General features: G+C 41.0%; 24 protein-coding genes. 15 read left to right on the plus strand and 9 right to left on the minus strand.

Annotation, left to right across the window (positions count from 1 at the left end; genetic code table 11):
- Positions 1–67 precede the first annotated feature (67 nt).
- Together GWK08_RS10070 and GWK08_RS10075 are read right to left on the minus strand one after the other, a co-directional pair.
- The gene (locus GWK08_RS10070) at positions 68–547 is read right to left on the minus strand and encodes an Lrp/AsnC family transcriptional regulator (RefSeq protein ID WP_163606933.1); all 480 of its coding nucleotides are present in this window, start codon (positions 545–547) and stop codon (positions 68–70) included.
- 88 nt (positions 548–635) lie between these two features.
- A complete protein-coding gene (locus GWK08_RS10075) occupies positions 636–1,775 on the minus strand; it encodes a M14 family metallopeptidase (protein WP_163606935.1) in 1,140 nt (379 codons plus the stop codon).
- 296 nt (positions 1,776–2,071) lie between these two features.
- Here GWK08_RS10075 and GWK08_RS10080 point away from each other — a divergent pair, with 296 nt between their 5' ends.
- From GWK08_RS10080 to GWK08_RS10090, 3 genes are read left to right on the plus strand one after another with little or no spacing between them, the layout of a single operon-like run.
- Positions 2,072–2,470, plus strand: a complete 399-nt coding sequence (locus GWK08_RS10080; protein ID WP_163606937.1) for a helix-turn-helix domain-containing protein — start codon at positions 2,072–2,074, stop codon at positions 2,468–2,470.
- Positions 2,454–2,879 (plus strand): hypothetical protein, encoded by a 426-nt coding sequence (locus GWK08_RS10085; RefSeq protein ID WP_317168148.1) that lies wholly within the window; start codon positions 2,454–2,456, stop codon positions 2,877–2,879. The genes GWK08_RS10080 and GWK08_RS10085 overlap by 17 nt, the downstream gene beginning before the upstream one ends.
- Positions 2,880–2,881: 2 nt before the next feature.
- Positions 2,882–3,679, plus strand: coding sequence for a TerC family protein (locus tag GWK08_RS10090; protein WP_163606939.1), 798 nt, complete (start codon positions 2,882–2,884; stop codon positions 3,677–3,679).
- A 28-nt stretch (positions 3,680–3,707) separates the two neighbouring features.
- Here the strand turns inward: GWK08_RS10090 and GWK08_RS10095 are convergent, their stop codons facing one another.
- The 3 genes from GWK08_RS10095 to ychF all read right to left on the minus strand — a co-directional run bounded on the left by GWK08_RS10095 (position 3,708) and on the right by ychF (position 9,463).
- Positions 3,708–6,335 (minus strand): DNA gyrase/topoisomerase IV subunit A, encoded by a 2,628-nt coding sequence (locus GWK08_RS10095; RefSeq protein ID WP_163606941.1) that lies wholly within the window; start codon positions 6,333–6,335, stop codon positions 3,708–3,710.
- A gap of 30 nt (positions 6,336–6,365) precedes the next feature.
- The gene (locus tag GWK08_RS10100) at positions 6,366–8,222 is read right to left on the minus strand and encodes a DNA topoisomerase IV subunit B (RefSeq protein WP_163606943.1); all 1,857 of its coding nucleotides are present in this window, start codon (positions 8,220–8,222) and stop codon (positions 6,366–6,368) included.
- Positions 8,223–8,371: 149 nt separating this feature from the next.
- Positions 8,372–9,463, minus strand: coding sequence for a redox-regulated ATPase YchF (gene ychF, locus GWK08_RS10105; RefSeq protein WP_163606945.1), 1,092 nt, complete (start codon positions 9,461–9,463; stop codon positions 8,372–8,374).
- Between the two features lie 250 nt (positions 9,464–9,713).
- Here ychF and GWK08_RS10110 point away from each other — a divergent pair, with 250 nt between their 5' ends.
- The 3 genes from GWK08_RS10110 to GWK08_RS10120 all read left to right on the plus strand — a co-directional run bounded on the left by GWK08_RS10110 (position 9,714) and on the right by GWK08_RS10120 (position 14,440).
- Positions 9,714–10,289 (plus strand): RNA polymerase sigma factor, encoded by a 576-nt coding sequence (locus tag GWK08_RS10110; RefSeq protein WP_163606947.1) that lies wholly within the window; start codon positions 9,714–9,716, stop codon positions 10,287–10,289.
- Between the two features lie 148 nt (positions 10,290–10,437).
- A complete protein-coding gene (locus GWK08_RS10115; RefSeq protein WP_163606949.1) occupies positions 10,438–11,451 on the plus strand; it encodes a FecR family protein in 1,014 nt (337 codons plus the stop codon).
- Between the two features lie 400 nt (positions 11,452–11,851).
- Entirely contained in the window at positions 11,852–14,440 is a 2,589-nt protein-coding gene (locus GWK08_RS10120; protein WP_239524910.1) for a TonB-dependent receptor, read from the plus strand.
- A gap of 79 nt (positions 14,441–14,519) precedes the next feature.
- Here GWK08_RS10120 and GWK08_RS10125 read toward each other — a convergent pair whose 3' ends face one another.
- On the minus strand, positions 14,520–14,870 hold the full coding sequence (locus GWK08_RS10125; protein ID WP_163606951.1) for a 4Fe-4S dicluster domain-containing protein: 351 nt from the start codon (positions 14,868–14,870) through the stop codon (positions 14,520–14,522).
- 61 nt (positions 14,871–14,931) lie between these two features.
- On the opposite strand from GWK08_RS10125, the gene GWK08_RS10130 reads away from it, so the two are divergent.
- From GWK08_RS10130 to GWK08_RS10170, 9 genes are all read left to right on the plus strand, one after another.
- Positions 14,932–15,996 (plus strand): acyl-CoA reductase, encoded by a 1,065-nt coding sequence (locus GWK08_RS10130; protein WP_163606953.1) that lies wholly within the window; start codon positions 14,932–14,934, stop codon positions 15,994–15,996.
- Positions 15,997–16,092: 96 nt separating this feature from the next.
- Positions 16,093–17,157 carry a 3-phosphoserine/phosphohydroxythreonine transaminase gene (gene serC / locus GWK08_RS10135; protein ID WP_163606955.1) on the plus strand — a complete coding sequence of 355 codons (1,065 nt, stop codon included), beginning with the start codon at positions 16,093–16,095 and terminating at the stop codon, positions 17,155–17,157.
- Between the two features lie 47 nt (positions 17,158–17,204).
- Positions 17,205–18,167: a D-2-hydroxyacid dehydrogenase gene (locus tag GWK08_RS10140; protein WP_163606957.1), complete on the plus strand. Its 963-nt coding sequence runs from the start codon at positions 17,205–17,207 to the stop codon at positions 18,165–18,167.
- A gap of 88 nt (positions 18,168–18,255) precedes the next feature.
- Positions 18,256–18,891: a DUF937 domain-containing protein gene (locus GWK08_RS10145; protein ID WP_163606959.1), complete on the plus strand. Its 636-nt coding sequence runs from the start codon at positions 18,256–18,258 to the stop codon at positions 18,889–18,891.
- Positions 18,892–18,996: 105 nt separating this feature from the next.
- Positions 18,997–19,446: a DUF6146 family protein gene (locus tag GWK08_RS10150; RefSeq protein WP_163606961.1), complete on the plus strand. Its 450-nt coding sequence runs from the start codon at positions 18,997–18,999 to the stop codon at positions 19,444–19,446.
- Positions 19,447–19,478: 32 nt separating this feature from the next.
- Positions 19,479–19,781 (plus strand): DUF6787 family protein, encoded by a 303-nt coding sequence (locus GWK08_RS10155; RefSeq protein WP_163606963.1) that lies wholly within the window; start codon positions 19,479–19,481, stop codon positions 19,779–19,781.
- Positions 19,782–19,841: 60 nt separating this feature from the next.
- A complete protein-coding gene (locus GWK08_RS10160; RefSeq protein ID WP_163606964.1) occupies positions 19,842–20,156 on the plus strand; it encodes a hypothetical protein in 315 nt (104 codons plus the stop codon).
- Between the two features lie 65 nt (positions 20,157–20,221).
- Positions 20,222–22,642, plus strand: a complete 2,421-nt coding sequence (locus GWK08_RS10165; protein WP_163606966.1) for a TonB-dependent receptor — start codon at positions 20,222–20,224, stop codon at positions 22,640–22,642.
- Between the two features lie 23 nt (positions 22,643–22,665).
- Entirely contained in the window at positions 22,666–23,232 is a 567-nt protein-coding gene (locus GWK08_RS10170; RefSeq protein ID WP_163606968.1) for a type 1 periplasmic binding fold superfamily protein, read from the plus strand.
- 86 nt (positions 23,233–23,318) lie between these two features.
- Here the strand turns inward: GWK08_RS10170 and GWK08_RS10175 are convergent, their stop codons facing one another.
- From GWK08_RS10175 to msrA, 3 genes are read right to left on the minus strand one after another with little or no spacing between them, the layout of a single operon-like run.
- Positions 23,319–23,621, minus strand: coding sequence for a hypothetical protein (locus tag GWK08_RS10175; protein ID WP_163606971.1), 303 nt, complete (start codon positions 23,619–23,621; stop codon positions 23,319–23,321).
- Between the two features lie 50 nt (positions 23,622–23,671).
- Positions 23,672–24,271: a GTP cyclohydrolase I FolE gene (gene folE, locus GWK08_RS10180; RefSeq protein ID WP_163606973.1), complete on the minus strand. Its 600-nt coding sequence runs from the start codon at positions 24,269–24,271 to the stop codon at positions 23,672–23,674.
- On the minus strand, positions 24,258–24,821 hold the full coding sequence (gene msrA / locus GWK08_RS10185) for a peptide-methionine (S)-S-oxide reductase MsrA (protein ID WP_163606975.1): 564 nt from the start codon (positions 24,819–24,821) through the stop codon (positions 24,258–24,260). The genes folE and msrA overlap by 14 nt, the downstream gene beginning before the upstream one ends.
- Positions 24,822–24,830 lie beyond the last annotated feature (9 nt).

Here is a 24,830-nt window from a genome sequence, read left to right on the forward strand (position 1 = left end):
AAATCAAAAAACCCTTTCAACGAAAAACTTTGAAAGGGTTTAAATAAATTTTTATTCTTACCACCCTCTACATTTCGTTAAAAATAGAGTGCATTAAACGTTTCTTATCATTAATACTTTCTTCAAGAGAGATCATGGTTTCCGTTCTGGATACTCCTTCAATGTCATCAATCCTGAAAATAATATCTTTTGCGTGTTTGGTATCTCTCGCTCTGATCTTACAGAAAATATTAAATTTCCCGGTCGTAATATGAGCTACCGTTATATAAGGGATCTCCTGAAGTCTTTCCAATACGAATTTTGTCTGGTGTGTCTTTTCAAGAAAAACTCCCACGTACGCAATAAAAGAGTAGCCAAGTTTCACATAGTCTAAAGTCAGGGAAGAACCTCTGATAATTCCGGCATCTTCCATCTTTTTCACCCTTACGTGAACCGTACCTGCAGAAATAAGTAATTTCTTAGCAATGTCTGTAAAAGGGGTACGGGTATTGTCAATCAACATGTCAAGTATCTGATGGTCTACATCGTCAAGTTTAAATTTCGCCATGGCTACATTTTTGTTAAAGAATATGCAAAAAAACTAAAAAAAATCCAATGGAACGCAAGGTTTTATTGGGTTTTTTGTTATGAAATTGTTAATTTTCTTGAAAGATTCGCAAATTATCCTCCAGCCATTTTGTATCCAGATCACTCTCTTTCAAGGGGGAAATAAGTCTATCACATCGGATAAACTCCTTATGGGCGTAAAGATAGTGTAAACTTCCTACTTTTTCAACATAAGGTTCAAAAAGAATATTCTCTCCCGATCTCTTCTCTTTAAAAAGGATACCTACATCTACTTTTTCCATCTTTTCAGCTCGAACCACCGGGAAATCTCTAAGAATAATATCGCAAAATAATTTATCGTTTTCAGGGATATCGAAGTAATTTTCGGAATTTTCCCCATTAATTTTACGGTGGGAAATGCTGTTCAGCGCCTCTACCAGAGCATAAAAAATGTATTCCCTTGTTCTTTCTCTTTTATAATCTCCCGGAAAATGCCCGGCTTCAAACAAGATAGTAGGAACCCCCATCGACTGGAATGTATCGCCCACACAGTTTATATTAAAGGAATCGTCATACCTCCCCACCTGGCCCGGGATCATTTGCTGAAGCATATTATTCATATCTGCAATAAGCTCCATACTCTTCTTACGCGTGGAAGTAACCGTTCGTTCCTGATCTTCTGCCGGGGACAAAAAAGATACGGTTGCGGGTTTATCGGTCTTTCCCACATTAAAAATGGTGCGCTGATCGTGGAGGTTAAAACAGTAATCCGGTTTTATTTCCTCAAAAGCAGATCGCAAAACCCTGCTTTCAGGTTGAGACAGATCCTGGGCATCCCGGTTCAGATCCACTTCATTTTTATTTATTCGGGTATATGCCATCGCCCCATCCGGATTTAAAATGGGGATAATATGGATCTCACATTCATTTAAGATCGATGCTGACAGATCGGAATCTGAGTCGAAAAAATTAAGAAGATCGAAAACAGCCTTGGTGGTGGTCGATTCATTTCCGTGCATTTGAGACCACATTAATATCTTCTTTTTACCATGACCGATCTTAAATTTATGAATATCCAATCCGCCAACCGAGCTTCCGATCTTATCCAAAGCGATCACTTTTTTATGCTTCCCGAAGAGGGGTTCTATTCTCGATAGGGGGATATATCTTCCGCTTAATCCGGCCTCAAAAAAATTGTTGTAGTTCTCTGCAATCGATCCTGTTTCCATAGCTGTGTTTAAAATACGATTACAAAAGTAAACAAGAAAAGTTTCACTTTTGTAAACAGCTGTTTTGAATGATTTGTGTATTGTTGTAAACAAAATCTCTTACTTTTTAGCAATGGAGTGTTACTTTTGGAAACACAATTTTAAAATATGTAATTAAAAAATTATTATTCAGGTACTTATAACCTATAATTTACACTAAAAGTTTAAGCAATAATGTTAAATATTGATAATTTATAGTTGTAAACAATAGGAATGATTAATTTTGTAAACAAACATTTTCAGATTTACCGTTTACAATGATCACCAGTAAAGATTTTGCAGAAAAGCTTCAGAAAATCATAGAATACTATGAGCTTTCTGCTTCTGCTTTTGCAGAAAAAATTGGTGTGCAACGCTCTTCCATTTCACATTTATTATCGGGAAGAAATAAACCGAGTCTGGATTTTATCATTAAGCTAAGTGATACTTTTTCTGAAGTAGATCTTTACTGGTTGTTAAAAGATGAAGGCAACTTCCCTTCCCAAAAAAATGAAAAGCCGGAAACGGAAATTCAAAAACCCATCGAAGAAAATACCGCGGAAGGAAAAACACAAACCGAAAAAAAAGAATTTCGCTTACCTCCTTCCGGAGACACTTCCATATCCCGAATAATTATTTTTTATAAAGACGGGCGTTTTGATGAGTACAAAAACTGATTTTTCCGTAAATTTCGGGCAAATTAGTTTTATGAGATCTTCAGTACTATCCTGCTTGTTTATTTTATTATTTATTTCCTGTTACCAGGCCGAAAGAAATTGTGATGAGTTCAGAACCGGAACTTTTGAATTCAGTTACACTTTGGACGGAAAAGAGATCACCAACAGATTCAGCCGGAATGATTCTTTGGAAATTGCCAAAATAAACAATACTATAGATACATCTTCTGTGCGATGGATCAATGACTGCGAATTCATCGTAAAGAAATTAAACCCGAAGACCATCTCGGAACAAAAAGCCATTCATATAAAAATACTGTCGACAACAGCGGATTCCTATACTTTTGAATATGCCGTGGTTGGCGACCTGAAAAATAAACAACGGGGAACCGCTAAAAAAATAAACTGATTATGTTAGAAATCTTTTCCAGTGTTGATGCCTGGGTAGCGCTTTTAACACTCACCTTTCTTGAAATTGTATTAGGAATAGATAATATTGTTTTTATTTCGATCACCGCCAATAAGCTACCCAAACATCAGAGAAGGAAAGCTACTAACATCGGTCTCCTGCTGGCAATGGTACAGCGTATTATTCTGCTCTTTGCCATCTCTTTCCTCGTAAGCCTTAAAAATCCTTTTTATTATATAGACACTTCCTGGTTACATGCCGGGATAAGCTGGCAGAGCATTATTCTTTTTAGCGGAGGCCTTTTCCTGCTTTATAAGAGTACCTCCGAGATTCACGAGAAAGTAGAACTCCCGGAGCACGACGAACAGCAGGCTGCCAAAATAAAGGTTACCACTCTTTCCAGGGCCATTGTACAGATCGTGATCATCGATTTTATTTTTTCTATAGATTCCATTCTTACCGCGGTGGGAATGACCAACGGGATCTCCAAAGATCCCAATCACGCCCTGATACTAATGATCGTTGCGGTAGTGATCTCTATTATCGTTATGATGCTCTTTGCTAATGCTGTGCGTGAATTTATAGAGAAGCACCCTTCCGTGCAACTATTAGGTCTGGCATTCCTGATCCTTATCGGGTTTATGCTTATTGCGGAGGCAGCACACCTCTCTCATACCAGAATATTCAATTCGGAAATAGGCGCAGTACCTAAAGGGTATTTATATTTTGCCATCGCATTTTCGCTACTGGTAGAGTTCCTGAACCTGAGAATGAAAAAGAAACTGGAAAACACCAAATAATAAAAAAGCGCCTGACCGGCGCTTTTTTTTATAGTTCCATTGATATTTGCTTATCGTCATCCTCGTTGTTTTCTCCGTTTCCGTTTGCCTTTACATTTTCTTCATCGATCACTTCAATTTCTTCCGGCGGAGTTTCTTCCGGCTCTTCGTAAGGTAAAGGATCCAGAAGATTGATCTGTTTTACCTTATCTGTCGTCAACTGATTTCCCTGGGCTTTTATTCCTTTAATGGCAATAAAATCCTCGAGATCTATGGTCAGGTTAGGTTTTGCATCCTTGCCTCTTGGTTTTACGAACTCTACTTCGGCAACGGGTCTCCAGTCTGTAGCTACCAATTCCAGTTGCGATTTGGAATTCTCGGAGATAAAGAGCTCCTCTTTGTTTCCATTCTCGATCAGGAAGCGTTTTACATAATAACGATCCTTGTCTCCGTCGTAGTAAATGGCAGAAACCGGTTTTTTGCGGTTCCATTTTTCCAGAACGATCATATCATCATCAAAATGCGTGCTCAGCTCGGGAACTATCGTTTTCAGATACCCTTTCTGATTAATGATCAATAAACGATCTTCTCCTCTGAATTCTCCGAGCAACTCTCCTCTTCCGTCCACATTCAGCCTTTTAACCGTTTCGTCAAACCAGATCTTTCTAGGTTTAAGGGTTGAAACTCCTTTTTCCTTGAGTTCTATTCTCTTTACCGCATATTTGGTAACGATATTTCCTTTAGATCCTCTTCCCTTGATCAGGACATCTGCAAAATCGATATCCCATTTTAATTTTTTAATACTTCCTGCCTGCCTCAGGTGAACCGTGACAATTTCGGCCTCTCCATTTGGATTAGAAGTAAAATAAAGGACTTCAGACAGTTTCTTCCCCTGGGCAAGGTCGTATTCCTTATCCCTGGTTATCCCGCTGACAAAGAAACGCTTTATAAAACTTGCGCCTCCACGTCCATCCTTATAGATCATATTGTAAATGGTACGCTTGTCCCCTTTCTTGAAAACAGCTACGTGAATGATGTTCTTACCAATAAAGATCTTACTATCTACTTTGGTGACCATCATCTTGCCTTCTTTGGTAAAGACGATGATATCGTCAATATCACTACAGTCGGTCACGTATTCATCACGCCTCAGCGAGGTTCCGATAAATCCTTCTTCCCTGTTTACGTATAGTTTTGTGTTCCTGATCACCACCTTGGTGGCTTCTATATCATCGAAAACACGGATCTCGGTCTTACGTCCTCTCTCTTTTCCGTATGTCTTCTTGAGCTTGGTAAAATAGGCTATTGCATAGTCTATCAGGTGTTCAATATCGTGCTTTACCTGGGCGATATCGGCTTCGAGCGCTTCTATTTTCTGCTGGGCCTTATCAATATCGAATTTAGAGATACGCTTTATACGGATCTCCGTAAGGCGTACAATATCCTCTTCGGTCACTTCCCGCTTCAAATGCTTGATATGAGGCTTAAGACCATCATCTATAGCCTTAAGAACACCTTCCCAGGTTTCCTCCTCTTCAATTTCCCTGTATATCCTGTTTTCAATAAAAATACGTTCCAGGGAAGCAAAGTGCCACTGTTCTTCCAGTTCATCCAGCTGGATCTCGAGCTCGCTCTTTAAGAGATCGACCGTATTGTCGGTAGATCGCCTCAGCATTTCCGAAACCCCTATAAAAAGAGGTTTATTATCTTCAATAACACAGGCTAAAGGAGAAATAGAGCTTTCACAGGAAGTAAAAGCATAAAGGGCATCTATGGTCTTGTCGGGAGAAATCCCCGATGGTAAATGCACCAGGATCTCTACCTCAGCGGCCGTATTATCTTCAATTCTTTTAATTTTTATTTTCCCTTTTTCATTGGCCTTAAGGATAGAATCGATAAGGGATGAAGTGTTGGTACCATAAGGGATCTGAGTAATTACCAGCGTATTCTTATCGTACTGGGATATTTTGGCCCTTACCCTGATCTTTCCGCCTCTGTTCCCGTCGTTATAATTGGAAACATCCATAATCCCCGCAGTCGGGAAATCCGGGTAAATAGTAAAGTTCTTTCCTTTTAAGTGTTTGATGGAGGCATCTATAAGCTCCACAAAATTATGAGGCATTATTTTGGTAGAAAGACCTACCGCAATACCTTCGGCCCCCTGAGCAAGCAGTAAAGGGAATTTTACCGGAAGATTGATAGGTTCTTTCTTCCTTCCGTCATAACTGAGTTGCCACTCTGTTATTTTCGGGCTATAAATTACTTCCAGCGCAAACTTCGAAAGCCTGGCCTCGATATATCGGGAAGCTGCGGCTCCGTCACCTGTAAGGATATTACCCCAGTTTCCCTGGGTATCTATCAACAGGTCCTTTTGCCCTATCTGTACCATGGCATCTGCAATACTCGCATCCCCGTGAGGGTGGTACTGCATGGTATGCCCCACTACATTGGCTACTTTATTATATCTTCCGTCATCCAGTTCCTTAAGTGCATGCATAATACGGCGTTGCACCGGTTTAAAACCGTCTTCAATAGCCGGGACAGCTCTTTCCAGGATCACGTAAGATGCATAATCCAGAAACCAGTCCTTATACATACCGGTTACCTTGGTAATGGTATCATGACTTGATTCTTCCTGATTTTCCTGCTCGTTATTTGGGTTGAGATTCTCCTCCATGAAAGGAAGTATGGTTTTATTGGTTCTTAATTATTTTTCTTCTGCCAGATCTAATTCCACTCTCAGGTTATTAATGATAAACTCCTGCCTGTCCGGGGTATTTTTACCCATATAGAATTTAAGTAAATTTTCAATAGACATGGCTTTATCCAGCATTACAGGGTCTAACCTGATATCATCTCCTATAAAATGCTTGAATTCATCCGGAGATATCTCACCTAATCCCTTAAATCGGGTGATCTCGGGTTTCCCCCTGAGTTTATCGATAGCTGCCTTACGCTCCTCTTCACTGTAGCAATAAATAGTTTCTTTCTTGTCCCTTACCCTGAACAAAGGCGTCTGCAGAATATACAGATGTCCTTCCTTGATGAGTTCGGGGAAAAACTGTAAAAAGAAAGTAATGAGCAGCAACCTGATGTGCATTCCATCAACATCGGCATCGGTAGCTATTACAATATTATTATATCTGAGATCTTCCAGAGATTCTTCGATATTCAATGCTGCCTGCAGCAGATTGAACTCTTCATTCTCATAAACGATCTTCTTGGACATTCCATATGAGTTTAAAGGTTTTCCCCTTAAACTAAAAACTGCCTGGGTATTTACATCCCTGGATTTGGTGATCGATCCCGAAGCCGAATCCCCCTCCGTAATAAACAGAGTAGACTCCAGTCTTCTGTCATTCTTCATATCGCCGAGGTGTACCCTGCAGTCCCTGAGTTTTTTATTGTGAAGGCTGGCTTTTTTAGCCCTTTCCTTAGCCAGTTTACGTATTCCGGAAAGCTCCTTACGTTCTCTTTCTGCCTGCAGGATCTTACGCTGAAGTATTTCTGCTACCTCTGCGTTCTTATGAAGGAAGTTATCCAGCTGGGTGCCGATAAAATCGTTTACATAGGTACGTACGGTCGGTAAACCGCCACCCATATCGGTAGATCCCAGTTTTGTTTTGGTCTGACTTTCAAAAACAGGTTCCATCACTTTGATAGAAACCGCTGCAATAATGGATTTCCTGATATCGGAAGCTTCGTAATTCTTTCCGTAAAAATCCCTCAGCGTCTTTACGATCGCTTCTCTGAAGGCCGCAAGGTGAGTTCCTCCCTGCGTGGTATTCTGCCCGTTAACGAAGGAATGGTATTCTTCGCTGTATTGCGTCCTGCTGTGCGTAATGGCTACTTCAATATCATTCCCCCTCAGGTGAATGATAGGATACAGCATATCGCTTTCGTTGGTAGAATCCTCCAGGAGGTCCTTCAAGCCGTTTTCGGAATAGAACTTTTCTCCGTTAAAAACAATGGTAAGTCCCGGATTCAGGTATACGTAATTCTTCAGCATCCGCTCTACATACTCACTCCTGAATTTGTAGTTCTTAAAGATCGTATCATCGGGAACAAAGCTTACTTTGGTTCCTTTTCTTTTGGAAGATGCTTCTGCAGGTTCGTCATTAATGAGGTTCCCCATTTCAAACTCTGCTGCCTTGGTTTTATTATCCCTGTTGGACTCCACCTTAAAATAGGAAGACAAAGCATTGACCGCTTTGGTACCTACTCCGTTAAGTCCCACAGATTTTTTAAATGCCCTGCTATCGTATTTTCCTCCCGTATTCATTTTGGACACTACATCCACCACTTTTCCAAGAGGTATTCCCCTTCCGTAATCCCGTACACTTACCTGTTTGTCCTTTATGGTGATCTCGATGGTCTTTCCTGCCCCCATAACGAATTCATCGATACAGTTATCGATAACTTCTTTTAAAAGGATATAAATACCATCATCTGCAGAAGATCCGTCCCCCAGCTTTCCGATATACATACCCGGTCGCATCCGGATATGCTCTTTCCAGTCTAACGAACGTATATTTTCTTCAGTATATTGGGAGGTTTGTGACATTAAATAAGAATATTTTGTAGGTTCTGCGCTAATATAACAACTGTCTTTAAAAAATAAAACTTAGCCCAAATAAAGTAATTAACAATAAAAAAGCCCATATTGTTGAGAACATGGGCTTTTCGGCTGATTTTTAAGTTTCTCTATCTTCTTTATACGTTAAATCTGAAATGCATGACGTCTCCGTCCTTAACGATATATTCTTTTCCTTCCACCCTCATCTTTCCGGCTTCTTTTACTTTGGTCTCGCTTCCGTACTCCACATAGTCGTTGTATCCTATCACTTCCGCCCTGATAAACCCTTTTTCGAAGTCGGTGTGTATTACTCCGGCTGCCTGAGGTGCCGTAGCTCCCGTATTCACTGTCCACGCTCTTACTTCCTTCTCTCCGGCCGTAAAATAGGTTTGCAGACTGAGTAATTTATAGGCTGTTCTGATCAGTCTGGATACTCCGGGCTCTTCCAGACCTATATCTTCCAGGAACATTTGTCTTTCTTCATAATCTTCCAGTTCTGCTATATCTGCCTCCGTAGCAACTGCCAGCACTATTACCTCTGCCCTTTCATCTTTTACAAGTTCCTTTACCTTTTCTACATATGCGTTCCCTGTCTTGGCCGAAGCTTCATCTACATTACATACGTATAAAATGGGTTTTGCGGTAAGTAACTGGAAACTTTTTACAAATTCTTCCTCTTCTTCATTTACCTCAACGGCTCTGGCCGATTTTCCGGCTTCCAGGGCTTCTTTGAACCTCAAAAGTACATCCTGTTCCTTTTTTGCGTCCTTATCACCGGTCTTTGCAGCCCTGCTTACCTTATCCAGTCTTTTATCTACTGTTTCCAGGTCTTTTAGCTGTAATTCTATATCGATGGTCTCTTTATCTCTGATCGGGTCTATACTCCCGTCTACGTGTACAATATTGTCATTGTCAAAACAACGAAGCACATGAATGATCGCATGGCATTCCCTGATATTTCCCAGGAACTGGTTCCCAAGACCTTCGCCCTTACTGGCTCCTCTTACCAATCCGGCAATATCTACGATCTCTACGGTTGCCGGGATCACTCTTTCGGGTGTTACCAGCTCTTCCAGCTTCTCCAGTCTCGGATCCGGAACATTTACCACTCCCAGATTGGGTTCTATAGTACAAAAGGGGAAATTGGCACTCTGCGCCTTGGCGTTTGATAAACAATTAAACAATGTGGATTTCCCTACGTTGGGTAAGCCTACTATACCTGCTTTCATTTGTATTCTTTTTTATTTCTTCAAAAAGCCGGGCCTTCAATAAAAACCCGTTTCCGGGTGGCCTTGTTTTTGCGAGTGCAAATGTAATTAATTCTGTCAAGTTTTCTAATTAAAACACCGCCTATACTTTCAGAGATTTTTACAAGCCTTCCGGCGATGTTAAATCGATGTAAATAAATTATTATAAATTTGATATCCGCCACCTGACTATAAACCAATAATTTCCAACAGAGAACAACCATATAGGAATTTGAAGAACTTGCCTGAAAAAATATTGTGGCTTTCTTTTAAGAACGGAGATAAGAATGCATTTAAAAGTATGTTCTGCATCTATTATCCCGAGTTGTTTCACTATGGCTCAAAACTCTGTGGCCATAAAGCCTTAACGGAAGATACTTTACAGGATTTTTTTATCTATCTGCACGATAACAGACAAAAACTTGGAGAACTCGACAGTATCAGGGCCTATCTTTTTGCCTCCTTCAGAAGACGGTTATTCAAAGAAATGGGAAAAGCCGTTCCGTCCGTAGAGTATAACAAGCTGAATACAGAGATGATGGAAATGCAATTCTCTCCCGAAGAATTAGCGATCCAGAAAGAATTCCATCATATCCGAAAAGAAAAGCTGTCGGAGATCCTGAATACACTTTCCAAAAGAGAAAAAGAAGTTATCTATCTCAGGTACTACTGCCAGATAGATATTAAAGATATTACGGAGATCATGGACATTAATTATCAGAGCGTTATCAATACACTTCAGAAAGCTTTTAAAAAGCTCAGATCGGATATAGAAATGCAAAAGCTACAGCAATTGCTTAAAAATTAAACTTTAATTACATTTCTGTAAATCAATCAATTACAGAACAGTTTTCATTTTTTTTATAAAAAAGTTTAAAAAAAGAGGGTATGGATCCCGAAAAAGTTCCTCTATACCCATAGAGAGCTATCTCATTTTAATCTGAACTCCGATCAAAATGGCAAAAAGGGAATTCAAGTCCATCGAGGACTTTATTGAAGATGCATCCTTTGTTAACTGGGTGAACAAGGAAAATCTCAGCGACATCAATTTCTGGGAGAAATGGATAGAAGAACATCCGGATCAGCTGGAGCTGGTCCTGAATGCAAAAGCCGTGGTAAACGGGATCCAGTTCAAAAAAACCCCTCATGAGGCGGAGAAAACAGAAGCCCGCTGGGAAAGCCTCATAAATGCCATTGAAAACAAGACCGAAAACGACATTCCTTCACTTAAAAAACGAACAGCACCCCTATACCGTTATATCTCAATAGCTGCCAGTATTTGCGCACTTATGGTACTCGGTTGGCTCTATCAATCATCCCTGTCAAAAAACGAGATCATTCATCAGACAAAAAACGGAGAGTTTATCAATTTGAGATTACCGGACGGTACCAATCTTACCCTGAATGCCAATTCGGAGATCAGGTATCAAAAGAACAATCCCAGAAAAGTATGGCTCAAAGGGGAAGCTTATTTCAGGGTAAAGAAGAAACCTTCTGCCAAAGCTAAATTCCAGGTAATGACAGACGACCTTACCGTTGAAGTATACGGAACGGAATTTAACGTGAACAGCAGGCATCAAAAAACAGATGTTATCCTGGACGAAGGCGCCATAAACATTGTTTTAAGCGATGGATCCGTAAAGGAAATGATCCCGGGCGAGTTTATCTCTTTTTCTGCCGAAAGCGAAACCCTGCTTACCCGGAAGAAGGTTGAAAAACCGGAAGTACTTACTTCCTGGAAAGACGGAACCCTGATCCTGGACCAGCTTTCCCTGCAAGAGGTAATGACAAAAATTGAAGATATCTACGGAACTCCGGCGGAGTTTGCCGATGAAATAAGCGCTACCAAAGTAATATCGGGAGGTATTCCCACCGAGAATTTTGAGATCTGCATTATGGCCATCGAAAAAGCGGCAAATGTCAGAATAGACAGAGACAACAATACACTATTGATCATGTCTAATAATTGAACAACCAAACCTTTATAAACATTAAATTATGAAACAAAAATTGAAAAGTTCCTATTTAGTGCTTCTTCTGTTTTTGATCCTGGGGGCAACAAATAGTATGGCCTATGCTATAGAAAGCAAACAGACCATCGCTCTTTCCGAATTCCTGGAACACCTGAGTGAGAAACATCATGTGTTCTTTACATATGAACCTAAACTACTTGAGGGGAGGATACTCGACCCAAGTAAGTACGAATATAAAAAGCTTAAAAAGATCATTAATAAACTGGAAAACCAGACCAAGCTTCAGTTTGAATACCTCGGAAATAAATACTACGTCATTTACAATTCCAATCACAAGGTAAATAAGACCAGCATTCTGAAGAAAATTCAGGCTCCGAAGAATGCAAACCTCAAAGAAATGACCATAGATGCCAGACTTGCTGACGTAAGCGGAAAAGTTGTCGATCAGGAGGGAGCACCTATTGCCGGAGTAAATGTTGTGGAGAAAGGAACTTCAAACGGTACTACTACCGATTTTGACGGGAATTACTCCATTTCTGTCGGGGATAATGCTACTCTGGTATTCAGCTATGTGGGTTATGAGAGTCAGGAAATACAGGTAAATAACAGATCTACCGTTAATGTTACCCTGATCAGCGGCTTGCAGCTGGATGAGATACAACTGGTGGGTTCCAGAAGCCCGAAAAGGACCTCTACCGATACGGCAGTACCTGTAGATGTGATCAATGTATCGGGGGTGGTTACCCAAAGTGGTAAAATAGAAGTAAATGAACTCCTGCAGTATGCAGCTCCTTCCTTTAATGCTAACAAGCAATCGGGAGCAGACGGTGCAGATCATATAGACCCTGCTACCCTTCGTGGCCTGGGGCCTGATCAGACCCTGGTCCTTATCAACGGAAAACGCAGGCACTCATCTTCTCTTATCAATATATTCGGTACGAGAGGAAGGGGTAATTCAGGTACCGACCTCAATGCCATTCCCGCATCGGCCATTAAACGAATAGAGATCCTTAGAGACGGTGCTGCCGCCCAGTACGGATCTGACGCTATTGCCGGGGTGATCAATATTGTTTTAAAGGACAATGTGGAGCAATTTTCGGGAAGTATCAGTTACGGATTTTACAACGCCAATGCACAGGGAGATTTTCCGAACGGAACACCGAATACCGATGGAAACCGCCTGGATACGGACAGGGATGGTAATGCTATAGGAGACGATCAGAATTTTGACGGAGGATCACTTAAGATCACTGCCAATTACGGAGTCGGGATCGGTGAAGGCGGGTATGCTAATTTCACTACGGAGTATATCAGCAAGAACAAAACCCTGCGTCCCGGATTTGACTTCAGAAGAGGTTTCGGTGAGGCGGCTATAGACGGTTTTAATTTCTTTGTAAATGCAGCAATACCACTATCCGAAAGAACGGAAGTATATGCCTTCGGAGGCCGTAACTACAGAGATACGGACGCCTTTGCCTTTACCAGGAACAATCCTACAGAAAGAAATGTTCTGAGCATATACCCTAACGGATTTACACCACGTATTACTTCCAATATTATAGATAACTCGGCATCCGTAGGGGTCAGAACAGAGACCAACAGCGGATGGAAGATCGATATAAACAATACCTATGGAAAAAATACTTTCCACTATTTTATTCTGGGTACGTTGAATGCATCTCTTGAAGAAAGCTCTCCTACCGATTTTGATGCGGGAGGGCACAGTTTAAGCCAGAATACGACGGGGATCGATTTCTCCAAATATTTTGACGATGTTTTTGAAGGGATGAACCTGGCTTTCGGACTGGAATACAGGACAGAGAATTTTATCATTTTTGCCGGAGAAGAAGGATCGTACGGGACTTTCGATACCAATGGTATCCTTATAACAGATCCGGCCAATCAGACGCAACCTACAGATCCGGAAACAGGCGAATTACGCCCCGGAGGTTCACAGGGATTCCCCGGATACAGTCCGGCCAATGAAGTAGACAGGAACAGAACGAACTTCTCTCTCTATGCAGATGCAGAATTCGATTTTACGGAAACCTTCCTGCTGGGAGCTGCCGTTCGTTTTGAGGAGTACAGCGATTTTGGAAGTACATTGAACGGAAAACTCGCCGCCAGGCTGAAAGCATCCGATAATTTTAATATCAGAGGATCGGTAAGTACAGGCTTCAGGGCTCCTTCCCTGGCCCAGATCTACTACAACCTGAGATTTACGGATTTCCAGGGTGGTGTGGCCACGGAAACGCTTTTATCTCCTAATAACAGTCCTGTTACCCAATCTTTCGGGATCAGTCAGCTAAAAGAGGAGAAAGCCTTTAACGCATCACTTGGTTTTACGGCTACTTTCGGGGACTTTAACGCTACCATAGACGGGTATTTTGTGGATGTTCAGGACAGGATCGTACTTACGGGTACATTTGCTGCACCACAGATCCCCAACGTAAATGAAGCCCAGTTCTTTGCCAATGGTGCGGATACCAGAACCACCGGTCTGGATATTGTGCTTTCCTGGAGGAAACAATTAGACAATGCCACTTTAACAGCTTCTCTGATCGGAAATATCAACGATATGAAGATCGAGAGCATTAATAACGGTAATCTGGATGAAGATACATTTTTCGGTCCCAGGGAGAGAGCCTTTCTCCTGGCATCGGCACCCGATAGTAAATTCGGTCTTAATCTGGGATATACAGAAGAAAAATTCAGCGCTGCACTTGCAGCAACACGATTTAGCGAGATCGTTTTAATAGATTTCGCTGGAACAGAAGATGTTTACGATCCAAAATTCACTTTCGATCTGAATCTTGGATATAACTTATCTGAAAGCCTGAGGGTTAGCATTGGAGGGAATAATATTTTTAACGAATACCCTTCACAGCAAAATGATGGTGAAACAGAGTCTGGGGGTTATTGGGACGCTGTTCAGATGGGTTTTGGCGGAGCCTTTTATTACGCAAGATTAGGATTTGATTTTTAAGTCGCTATAAGCAAGTTCTGTTTATTAAAAAAGCCCTGGCAGAAATGTCAGGGCTTTTTGTTTTATTTTGTCAATATCCTTATTCGGGATGCATAAAACGCTGCTTCCCGAGAAGTACTTCTTCACTTTCTACGTGATCATCATCCGGCACACAACAATCTACAGGACATACTGCAGCACACTGAGGCTCTTCGTGAAACCCTTTACACTCAGTACACTTATCAGGTACAATATAATAGATCTCATCAGAAACCGGGGTTTGTGCATCGTCTGCGTTTACCGACTTTCCATCGGGTAAGACCACATCTCCGGTAAGAGATGTTCCGTCGCTGTATCTCCAGTCGTCCGCACCTTCATATATTGCAGTGTTCGGGCATTCCGGCTCACAAGCTCCGCAATTAATACATTCGTCTGTTATAATGATAGCCATAGCATTTTCTTTTTATACTTTTGTGCAAAAATAATACCCAAAGTAATTTTACGCAAATATAATGAGTAGCTTGAAGAACAGAGTTAAAGCTTTTGTTAAATTAGGTTCTTTTTTAGATCAATTCTCCTCTAAAAACACAAAAAGAAGAGAGGGTGTAATAAATAATGATCTTTTCTTTGACGCCTTCAAACATCAGTTAAAACTGGCGCAGGAGCACAATGGCTGGTTTACGGACAGCAATATACAGTTTGCTATAAAGGGCTGGAGTGAGCTCCTTACCGAGGAAAAGTTCAATGATTGGCTGAAACCTTATGAGTTTAATGAAGATCAGGTTTCCAGGAAAGTAGCTCTTATTACTGCCGGGAATATTCCGCTGGTTGGTTTTCACGATTTCTTATGTGTATTGCTGGCGGGGCATTCTGTGATCGTCAAGCAATCTTCCAATGATAAGCACCTGTTACCCATGCTCTCTAAATACCTTGAGTATGCAGAGCCTGAATTCAAAGGAAAAATATCCTTTACCGAAGATAAACTGGAAGGTTTTGATGCGGTTATTGCTACGGGAAGCAATAATACGGCCCGGTATTTCGAATATTATTTCGGAAAGAAACCTCATATCATTCGCAGGAACCGGAATTCGGTTGCCGTACTCGATGGAACGGAATCCAAGGCACAACTGGAGGCTTTAGGCGAAGATGTTTTCAGGTACTACGGCCTGGGTTGCAGGAATGTCTCAAAACTCTTTGTTCCTGAAAATTACAATTTCGATGCTTTCTTTAAAGCGATGTACAAACAGAAAAGTATTATAGATTCTGCTAAATACGCCAATAATTACGATTATAATAAAGCCGTATATCTGATGAGTCAATTTGAGCTGCTGGAAAACGGCTTCCTGATGCTTAAAGAAGATGAGCAGTTTGCATCCCCTATCGCTACGCTGTTTTATGAGACTTATAAGGATGTTGAATCGTTGAGAAAAAGGTTAGAAGATGAAAAGGAGAACATCCAATGTGTTGTGGCAGATGGTTTTAGCCGAAAAGAAGTAGATTTCGGGCAAACCCAACTCCCTCAATTATACGATTATGCGGATGATGTTGATACTATTGAATTCTTGTTAAAAATATAGCGGAATTATTATCATTTTCATAACAAAAAATCACTGAGAAATTATCACCTTTGTAACTTTAAATTTTAAACGTAAACCATTTATTTCTAAAAAACTATGAGGAAACACAATTTTAGCGCCGGGCCTTGCATTCTTCCGCAGGAAGTTATGAAAAAGGCATCTGATGCAGTTTTAAATTTTAACGACCTGAATCTCTCATTAATAGAGATCTCTCATAGAAGTAAAGATTTTGTAGAAGTAATGGAAAATGCCAGATCTCTGGCTCTCGAATTACTCGGGTTACAAGGAAAAGGTTATCAGGCGCTGTTCCTTCAGGGAGGAGCAAGTACTGAATTCCTGATGGTTGCCTATAATCTTCTCAACAAAAAAGCAGCTTACCTCAATACGGGTACCTGGTCTGACAAATCGATCAAGGAAGCCCGTTTATTCGGTGAGGTGATAGAAGTAGCTTCTTCCAAGGATGCTAATTTTAATTATATCCCTAAAAATTATACGGTTCCCGGAGATGTGGATTATTTCCACTGTACCAGTAACAACACCATTTTCGGAACTTCATTAAAATCTTTTCCGGAAGTGAATGTTCCATTGGTTTGCGATATGAGTTCGGATATTTTCTCCAGGGAAATGGATTTCTCCAAATTCGACCTTATCTATGCCGGGGCACAGAAAAATATGGGGCCTGCAGGTACTACCCTGGTTGTTGTAAAAGAAGATATCCTCGGAAAGGTAGAGCGTAAGATCCCTTCTATGATGGATTATAAAGTGCATATTTCCAAAGACAGTATGTTCAATACTCCTTCGGTATTTGCCGTATATGTATCCATGCTTACCCTCGAATGGCTGAAAGACCTGGGAGGTATAGCAGCCATAGAAAAGGTAAACGATAAAAAAGGAGACCTTCTCTATACCGAGATAGACAGAAATCCCCTGTTTAAAGGTTTTGCAGCGACAGAAGATCGTTCCAATATGAACGCCACCTTTAATCTGACCGATGACAGCCTGAAAGAAAGCTTTGATACTATGTGGAAAGAAGCGGGAATTAACGGGCTTAACGGACACCGCAGTGTGGGCGGTTACAGGGCGTCTATGTATAATGCATTACCTTTGGAGAGTGTACAGGTATTGGTAGATGTTATGAAGGAGCTTGAAAGAAAGGCATAATAATTGCACAAAAAAGAAAATAAGAACTTAATTTTTAAACCCTATAAATGAAAGTATTAGCTAACGACGGAATTTCTCAAAGCGGAATAGACACGCTACAGCAGGCAGGCTTTGAAGTAATTACAACCAAAGTAGCCCAGGAACAGCTTATCAGCTTTATTAACGAGAACAATGTTGATGTGATCCTGGTACGTTCGGCAACAAAAGTCAAAAAAGATGTCATTGATTCCTGTCCCGGGATCAGAGTTATCGGACGTGGCGGTGTTGGAATGGATAATATAGATGTAGATTACGCCCGTGAAAAAGGGATACACGTAATCAATACCCCGGCTGCTTCTTCCAGCTCGGTGGCAGAATTGGTATTCGCTCACTTGTTTGCAGGAGTGCGCTTTCTTCACGACAGTAACAGGAATATGCCTTTAGATGGGGATTCCAAATTTGCTCAGCTTAAGAAATCGTATGCAAAAGGGATAGAATTAAGAGGAAAGACCCTGGGTATTATCGGTTTTGGCCGTATTGGCCGTGAAGTTGCCAAAATAGCTCTCGGAATAGGTATGAAGGTGATCGCTTCCGATAAGTATGTAGGTAATGCAGAGATCAAAGTAGATTTCTATAACGGACAATCTATTAATGTGGCGATAGAAACACAACCTGTGGAAGATATCCTGAAACTTTCTGATTTTATTACCCTGCACGTTCCGGCGCAGAAAGATTACGTTATCGGAAAAAAAGAAATAGAATCTATGAAAGACGGTGTGGCTATCGTTAATGCTGCCCGTGGAGGTGTGATAGACGAAGTTGCTCTTATTGAGGCTTTGGAAAGCAGGAAAGTTGCTTTTGCAGGGCTGGATACTTTTGAGAACGAACCCTCCCCTGCTATCAAGGTATTAATGAACCCATATATTTCCTTAACACCGCATATCGGTGCTGCTACCAATGAAGCACAGGACAGGATCGGAAAAGAGCTTGCGGAGCAGATAATAAGCATTTTAAAGACAGAATCGGTCTGATCGTCGATAAATATAAATTTAAAAAGTCCTTTACATTAAGTAGGGGACTTTTTTGTATCTTGAAATTTCTAATCATAAAACAAATAAAATGTCAGGAATTTTAGACTTATTAAATAGCGATCTCGGAAAGCAAATTATAGGAGGAGTGAGTAGTGAAACCGGGCAATCTGAGGGTAAGACTGCCGATGTTCTCAGTATGGCGCTTCCGGTCTTAATGGGAGCTATGAAAAAGAACGCTGCATCCCCACAGGGAGCCGAGGGACTTATGGGGGCACTTTCGGGCAAACATGACGGAAGTATCCTGGATAACCTTGGAGGTCTTTTTAGTGGTGGCGTGGATAAATCTGTTATGGATGATGGTGCAGGGATCCTGGGGCATGTCCTTGGAAACAGACAGGCAAGTGTCGAATCTGCATTAAGTCAGAAGTCAGGAATGGATACCGGAACTATTGCACAGATCCTGAAGGTAGCTGCTCCTATCCTTATGGGATACCTGGGAAGGCAAAGTCGCCAGAGCAATGTGAATAATGCAGGCGGACTTGGAAGTTTACTCGGAAGTGTAATGGGAAATCAGCCTAAGCAAAACCAGAGCCTTATAGAATCTCTGATCGATGCTGACGGAGACGGAAGTATTATAGATGATGTTGCAGGAATGGTCATGAGCGGCGGAAAGAAGAAAAGCGGTCTCGGCGGATTACTGGGAGGGCTCTTCGGAAAAAAATAATGGTATGAATATTGATGCTAATAAACCGGGTAGATCACCCGGTTTTTTTGTTAAAAACTTCTAAATCAACTGATAAATAAAGTTAATTTTAGTAATTTTAAGCTTATGAGATATGTAATTGGCCTTTTTATCGGAATTCTTTTTATTTCCTTGAGTTGTACTTCCACCAGGAGTACGGATACAGCTGTTATAGGCAAAGAGAAAGAGGCTTTTAGTTCTAAAACCAAGGATACCGTACGTATAGCGAACGACAGTCTGGAATACGAGATCATTATCATTGAACCCGGCTTTAATTTCTGGCTGAACAGTATTGCACGGCCACGCGGTTATTATTCTCAGAATTTCCTTGAAAACAGGAACCGCATCCTGGTGATTGAATACAATATCCGGGTAAATAGTCCTTTAAGGTTTGATCCTAATCTCTATCCATGGCGAATTGACTACAGCCCGGGGATTGATTACGGTTATGAAGTGAATTATCTTCTTTACAATTACTTTATCTTTTTCCAGCGGAGGTACAACCAGCGGCTTTCCGGATTTGTTCCACGAGTATAATTCCTTATTTTTGTGCCCTTTAAAAATGAGAAATGGAAAAATTAAAGAAACGTTGGGGTATCCACTCTAATTTTCAAGTCCTTGTAATATTTATAGTATTTGCCATTACCGGAAGTGTTTCGGCTAAACTGGCAGCTCCCCTCACCGAGTATATCGGCCTCACAAAAGAAAATACCAATGGCTGGATCTACTGGCCGGTCAGGATTTTATTGATCTTCCCGATCTATCAGGTTTTGTTGGTCTTCTTCGGATGGCTCTTCGGGCAGTTTAAATTTTTCTGGTCTTTTGAAAAGAAAATGCTTAAACGTATGGGACTTGGGAAGTTAGTCTCCTGAAAATTTAATTTTTAATTAACATTTTTTTATCTCTTTTTTTCCCTAAGTTTGTTGCTAATAATGAAAAAGGGCATTTTCAGATTAGTTTCATTTGCTTTTTTGGCAGTTTTTGTCTTTGTTAAGATTGCCAATGCGCATACTTATTCTCATCTTTTTGGGGATGAGAATTCTATTGAAAATTGCCAGGTTTGTGAATATTATCAGGTACAGGAAGATAACGATCTTATTGTACCCTCCTTTACGGAAAGCTTTGAAATATTCAATCCTTATTTCCCTGAACCAACAGAGAGTTTCACTTTCGTTTTATTCGTACCTTCAAGCTCCGTTTCGGGAAAATATTTCAATCGCCCCCCTCCTGCCTCTTTATTAGGCTAATTCATTTTAATATACCCTATCCAGGGGTATAGACTATCCAGATTACACATTTTTACGTATTTATTATGAAATCATATTTGATGATTATCCTGTTGCTATTCGGGATATCAGAGACATTTTCACAGCAATGTGAAGCAAACCTTAAAGGTGAAATTATAGATTTTCACGATGGAACTCCACTGGTCGGTGCTACCGTAATCCTCTTAAAGGACGGAACCCCCTCAAAATCGGTCATAACCGATCTGGAAGGGAAATTTTCCATCAAAAATATCTGTATAGGGACTTATGAGATCGAAGTATCACATCCTGAATGTAAATCCAAGATCGTCCCTGTTGAAATAGAAGGAAATACGTTCAAAAAAGTTCGTCTGGAGCATCATCTGGAAAAGTTAGGAGAAGTGGTAGTAACCGGAGATAACGGGCGTCAGGTAGCTGAAACCGTTAACTCTCAATCATTAAAAGCTGCAGAATTAGTTCAGTTTTCAGATGCTACCCTGGGAGATGCATTAAGAGAAATAAGTGGTGTTTCCTCTCTTAACACAGGGAGTACCATAGTAAAGCCCATTATTCAGGGATTAAACAGCAGTCGAATTCTTATTATTACCAATAATGTACGATTACAGGATCAGGAATGGGGTATAGAACACGCCCCGAATGTCGATCTGAATACTGCAGACAGGCTCACCGTTGTAAAAGGATCGGGAGCTTTGCAATACGGAGGTGATGCCATTGGTGGGATTGTCCTTGCCAAGCCAAGGCGGCTGGCTAATCACGATACTATTTTCGGAAAGACCATTCTTTCGGCTTCTTCAAACGGTCGCGGTGGAAGTATTACCTCTTCCCTCGACAAAGGTTTTGATAACGGGTTAGGTGTCAGGGTACAAGGTACTTATAAAAAATTCGGGGATTTCAGAGCTCCAGATTACTTTTTAACCAATACGGGAACCGAACAGAAATCTTTTTCCGTAAATCTCGGAATTAATAAATTTCAGTATGGAGCTGAGTTGTTTTACAGTTATTTCGATACAGCTATCGGTATCCTAAGAGCTGCGGATTTTGGGAATATCACAGATCTTGTAAGAGCTATTAATTCTCCGGTACCAGCATTTACCGATGATTTCTCATATACTATCAACCCTCCAAGACAGGAAGTAAGTCATCATCTTCTGAAGGCAAGTGCATTTGTACGGCTGGAACGTTTTGGGAAGATCTCCCTTCAGTATGCTTTTCAGTTCAACGACCGCCAGGAGTTTGATAACCGAAGAGGTGAAGATGACGGAATACCAATTGTAGATCTTGAACTGACAACACATAACCTGGATCTTGTGGTAGAAACCCATCCAACTAAAGACCTGGAAGTTACAGCTGGGGTCAGTGCAATATACCAGGAAAACTTTGCAGATCCGCTTACCGGGGTAAGACGTGTTATTCCTGACTATGAAAAATACGGAATAGGAGTTTTCGGAGGATTGGCTTTTAATTTTAACGAATCCTTACTTCTGGACCTGGGAGCAAGAGTAGATTACACTAATATAGATGCTGAGAAATTCTACAGAACCAGTTTCTTTGAATCGAGAGGATATGATGTCGACTTTGCAGATATCGTGGTACAGGATTTTGGAACTCAGTTATTGACGAATCCGCAGTTTGATTACACCAACTTATCTGCAACCGTAGGGCTTAATTATAAAATTAAGGAGGATCTGGAATTACTCTTTAACTATGGCCTTGCCAGCAGACCCCCAAACCCTTCCGAACTTTTTAGTGAAGGCCTGAATCAGTCATCTGCTGCATTCGAGCTTGGAGATCTTCGTATCGATACGGAAATATCCAATAAACTGTCCTTTTCTTTTCAGGGCAGGGCTTTGGACAAAAGGCTTAATTTTAACCTTACCCCCTACGCCAATTTTATTTCAGATTTTATTGTCCTGGAGCCTACCGGAGTTCTGGCTACAAGCCGTGGTACTTTCCAGGTATTTGAGTATTTGCAAAACGACGCTACACTCTATGGGGTAGATGTTGATGCTACCTACGACCTCAATGAGCAATTTAGCTTTAAGACCAGCTTTTCTTATTTACGAGGGCAGGATACGGAAAGGGATCAGCCCATTATAAATATCCCTCAAACCAACTGGTTTAACACACTTTCCTATAAGAACGAAAAGTGGAAAAATTTACAGTTGAGTCTAAAAAGTGAGGCTTTTTTCAGGCAAAACAGGTTTCCCGATAACAACTTCATTGCACAGGTAGTTGAAAACAATGAGTTTGTGGATGTCCTGGTAGATGTAAGCACACCGCCTCCTGGTTACCACTTGCTTCACTTTGACTCATCTGTGCAGTTTAAATTTGGCGGAACAGACATGGAACTAGGCTTCTCGGTAGAGAACATTTTTAATACGAATTACAGACAATACCTGAACAGGTTTCGCTTATTTGCCGACGACCTGGGCAGGAATTTCACCTTGAGACTTAAATTTAATTATTAATCTTTTAAAAAAGACCAATTATCATGAAAACGATTAAATTATTATCATTATCAATGCTTGTTTTATTCATAGCTTCCTGTTCCAGCGACGATGACGGGGGACCTCAGATTGTGAATGAAGAAGAAGTAATTACCACCCTGACGCTAACGCTTAGTCCGCAGGCAGGAGGAGCAGACATCGTATTCACAAGTCGTGATCTGGATGCAGACGGTCCTAACCCTCCAACGGTAACAGTTGCGGATCTGGCTCCCAATACTACCTATACAGGAGTTGTTCAGGTGCTGAATGAAACAGAGAACCCGGCAGAAGATATTACCGAAGAGGTAGAGGAAGAAGATGACGAACATCAGTTCTTTTATCAGGTAATCGGAAATGCGGCAGTTACGACAGCTTATACAGATCAGGACGGTGATGGAAATCCTGTTGGGATCCAGATTACTTTAACAACCGGTGATGCAAGTACCGGGAATTTGGTAGTTACCCTTCGTCACCAACTGGATAAAAATGCTGCAGGAGTTTCCGATGGAGATATTACTAATGCAGGTGGGGATACTGACGTAGAAGTTACCTTCCCTGTAACCATTCAATAAATTCTGTAGAACTAAGATCTAAAGATTTGATAGTTAGTGTTAAATCCTTTGAAGCTTCGGTGGATGAGGATTTTTCCTTTTTATACCTATACCTCTATTGCCTTGTCTGCTTTTTTCCCTCTTAGGACATAAGTATAGATCCACATCAGGGTAAAAGTAGGCACTATATCCAGGCCTGGCATCAGTTCTTCCACAAAAGCCACAACTCCCGCTATTTGCCCCGAGGTGCCCTTGTACATCCTGGTCATCAGCCAGGCGGCCAGCGGAGCCCAGATAATATCGGAAAACTCCCCTATTCCAGGAATAATAAAAGAAACATAGCCCATTGCATCAAAAACGAGCCCTAAGAATAATTTGGTAAATTTATTGGAGGAATTGTTTGTCGTCATCTTATAAAATTAACATTTATAAGAACATAACAACAAAAGTGCCAAAAAAATTATGAGAGATCAGAACTTATCAGCTTTAAAAACTCGTTCCTGGTCTCTATTTTTTCAAACTGTCCTCTGAAACCGGAGGTAGTTGTTACCGAGTTCTGCTTCTGTACCCCGCGCATCATCATACACATATGGGAAGCTTCAATAACCACTGCTACTCCTTTGGGTTTTAATGTGTTGTTTATACATTCCAGAATATCATGGGTCAGGCGTTCCTGAACCTGTAATCTCCTGGCAAAAACATCTACCACCCGTGGTATTTTGCTCAATCCCACGATCTGTCCGTCAGGGATATAGGCAATATGAGCCTTTCCGAAGAACGGAAGGATATGATGCTCACAAAGCGAATACAATTCTATATCCTTGATGATAACCATATCGTTATAATCTTCCTTGAACATAGCTCCTTTCAGGATCTCTGCCGGGTCCTTATAATAACCCTGGGTAAGGAACTGCATGGCTTTGGCTGCCCTTTCCGGGGTTTTCAGAAGTCCCTCTCTTTCCGGGTCCTCTCCTAATTCTGTAATGATTGTTTTATAACGGCCTTTCACCTCGTCGGTGATCTTGATATTGTATTCTTCGAAATTGTTATATGGAGACATCAGGCGTCTTTAATTTATGTTGATAATACTTTTTTAAATGCCCTATTTTAGGGTTGATGATAAACTGACAATAAGGTTGTTTCCTGTTGGAATCGTAATAATCCTGATGCTCGTTTTCCGCCTTGTAAAAAACTTCCAAAGGCACCACCTCGGTGACAATCTTATTTTTAAACACTTTATCGGCATCCAATATAGCAATTAATTCTTCAGCTCTTTCCTTTTGCCAGTTATCGGAATAAAAAATAGCCGATCTGTACTGGGTTCCGACATCATTCCCCTGCCTGTTCAGACTGGTCGGATCGTGGGTCACAAAAAAGATCTCCATCAGCTCCTCAAACCTGATTATTGTGGGATCGTAAGTTATCTGTACTGCTTCGGCATGCCCGGTGGTTCCCGTACATATTTCCCGATAGGTCGGATTTTCAACATTTCCTCCCGTATAGCCGGATACAACTTCCTTTACCCCGTTCAGCCTTTTAAAAACCGCTTCCGTACACCAGAAACAACCTCCGGCAAAAGTGGCAACCCTTATTTTTGTATTGTCTTTCATATCGTTTTT

This window comes from Leptobacterium flavescens (genome assembly GCF_010671605.1).
Taxonomy (GTDB): Bacteria; Bacteroidota; Bacteroidia; order Flavobacteriales; family Flavobacteriaceae; genus Leptobacterium; species Leptobacterium flavescens.

Excerpts from the sequence above, each read along its gene's own strand:
- GWK08_RS10075 (WP_163606935.1), bottom strand. The coding sequence starts at position 1,775 with ATGGAAACAGGATCGATTGCAGAGAACTACAACAATTTTTTTGAGGCC.
- GWK08_RS10115 (WP_163606949.1), top strand. The coding sequence starts at position 10,438 with ATGGCAAAAAGGGAATTCAAGTCCATCGAGGACTTTATTGAAGATGCA.
- GWK08_RS10100 (WP_163606943.1), bottom strand. The coding sequence starts at position 8,222 with ATGTCACAAACCTCCCAATATACTGAAGAAAATATACGTTCGTTAGAC.
- GWK08_RS10155 (WP_163606963.1), top strand. The coding sequence starts at position 19,479 with ATGGAAAAATTAAAGAAACGTTGGGGTATCCACTCTAATTTTCAAGTC.
- GWK08_RS10165 (WP_163606966.1), top strand. The coding sequence starts at position 20,222 with ATGAAATCATATTTGATGATTATCCTGTTGCTATTCGGGATATCAGAG.
- folE (WP_163606973.1), bottom strand. The coding sequence starts at position 24,271 with ATGTCTCCATATAACAATTTCGAAGAATACAATATCAAGATCACCGAC.
- ychF (WP_163606945.1), bottom strand. The coding sequence starts at position 9,463 with ATGAAAGCAGGTATAGTAGGCTTACCCAACGTAGGGAAATCCACATTG.
- serC (WP_163606955.1), top strand. The coding sequence starts at position 16,093 with ATGAGGAAACACAATTTTAGCGCCGGGCCTTGCATTCTTCCGCAGGAA.
- GWK08_RS10160 (WP_163606964.1), top strand. The coding sequence starts at position 19,842 with ATGAAAAAGGGCATTTTCAGATTAGTTTCATTTGCTTTTTTGGCAGTT.
- GWK08_RS10120 (WP_239524910.1), top strand. The coding sequence starts at position 11,852 with ATGACCATAGATGCCAGACTTGCTGACGTAAGCGGAAAAGTTGTCGAT.
- GWK08_RS10140 (WP_163606957.1), top strand. The coding sequence starts at position 17,205 with ATGAAAGTATTAGCTAACGACGGAATTTCTCAAAGCGGAATAGACACG.
- GWK08_RS10130 (WP_163606953.1), top strand. The coding sequence starts at position 14,932 with ATGAGTAGCTTGAAGAACAGAGTTAAAGCTTTTGTTAAATTAGGTTCT.
- GWK08_RS10175 (WP_163606971.1), bottom strand. The coding sequence starts at position 23,621 with ATGACGACAAACAATTCCTCCAATAAATTTACCAAATTATTCTTAGGG.
- msrA (WP_163606975.1), bottom strand. The coding sequence starts at position 24,821 with ATGAAAGACAATACAAAAATAAGGGTTGCCACTTTTGCCGGAGGTTGT.
- GWK08_RS10095 (WP_163606941.1), bottom strand. The coding sequence starts at position 6,335 with ATGGAGGAGAATCTCAACCCAAATAACGAGCAGGAAAATCAGGAAGAA.
- GWK08_RS10125 (WP_163606951.1), bottom strand. The coding sequence starts at position 14,870 with ATGGCTATCATTATAACAGACGAATGTATTAATTGCGGAGCTTGTGAG.
- GWK08_RS10070 (WP_163606933.1), bottom strand. The coding sequence starts at position 547 with ATGGCGAAATTTAAACTTGACGATGTAGACCATCAGATACTTGACATG.
- GWK08_RS10080 (WP_163606937.1), top strand. The coding sequence starts at position 2,072 with ATGATCACCAGTAAAGATTTTGCAGAAAAGCTTCAGAAAATCATAGAA.
- GWK08_RS10170 (WP_163606968.1), top strand. The coding sequence starts at position 22,666 with ATGAAAACGATTAAATTATTATCATTATCAATGCTTGTTTTATTCATA.
- GWK08_RS10150 (WP_163606961.1), top strand. The coding sequence starts at position 18,997 with ATGAGATATGTAATTGGCCTTTTTATCGGAATTCTTTTTATTTCCTTG.
- GWK08_RS10145 (WP_163606959.1), top strand. The coding sequence starts at position 18,256 with ATGTCAGGAATTTTAGACTTATTAAATAGCGATCTCGGAAAGCAAATT.
- GWK08_RS10090 (WP_163606939.1), top strand. The coding sequence starts at position 2,882 with ATGTTAGAAATCTTTTCCAGTGTTGATGCCTGGGTAGCGCTTTTAACA.
- GWK08_RS10085 (WP_317168148.1), top strand. The coding sequence starts at position 2,454 with ATGAGTACAAAAACTGATTTTTCCGTAAATTTCGGGCAAATTAGTTTT.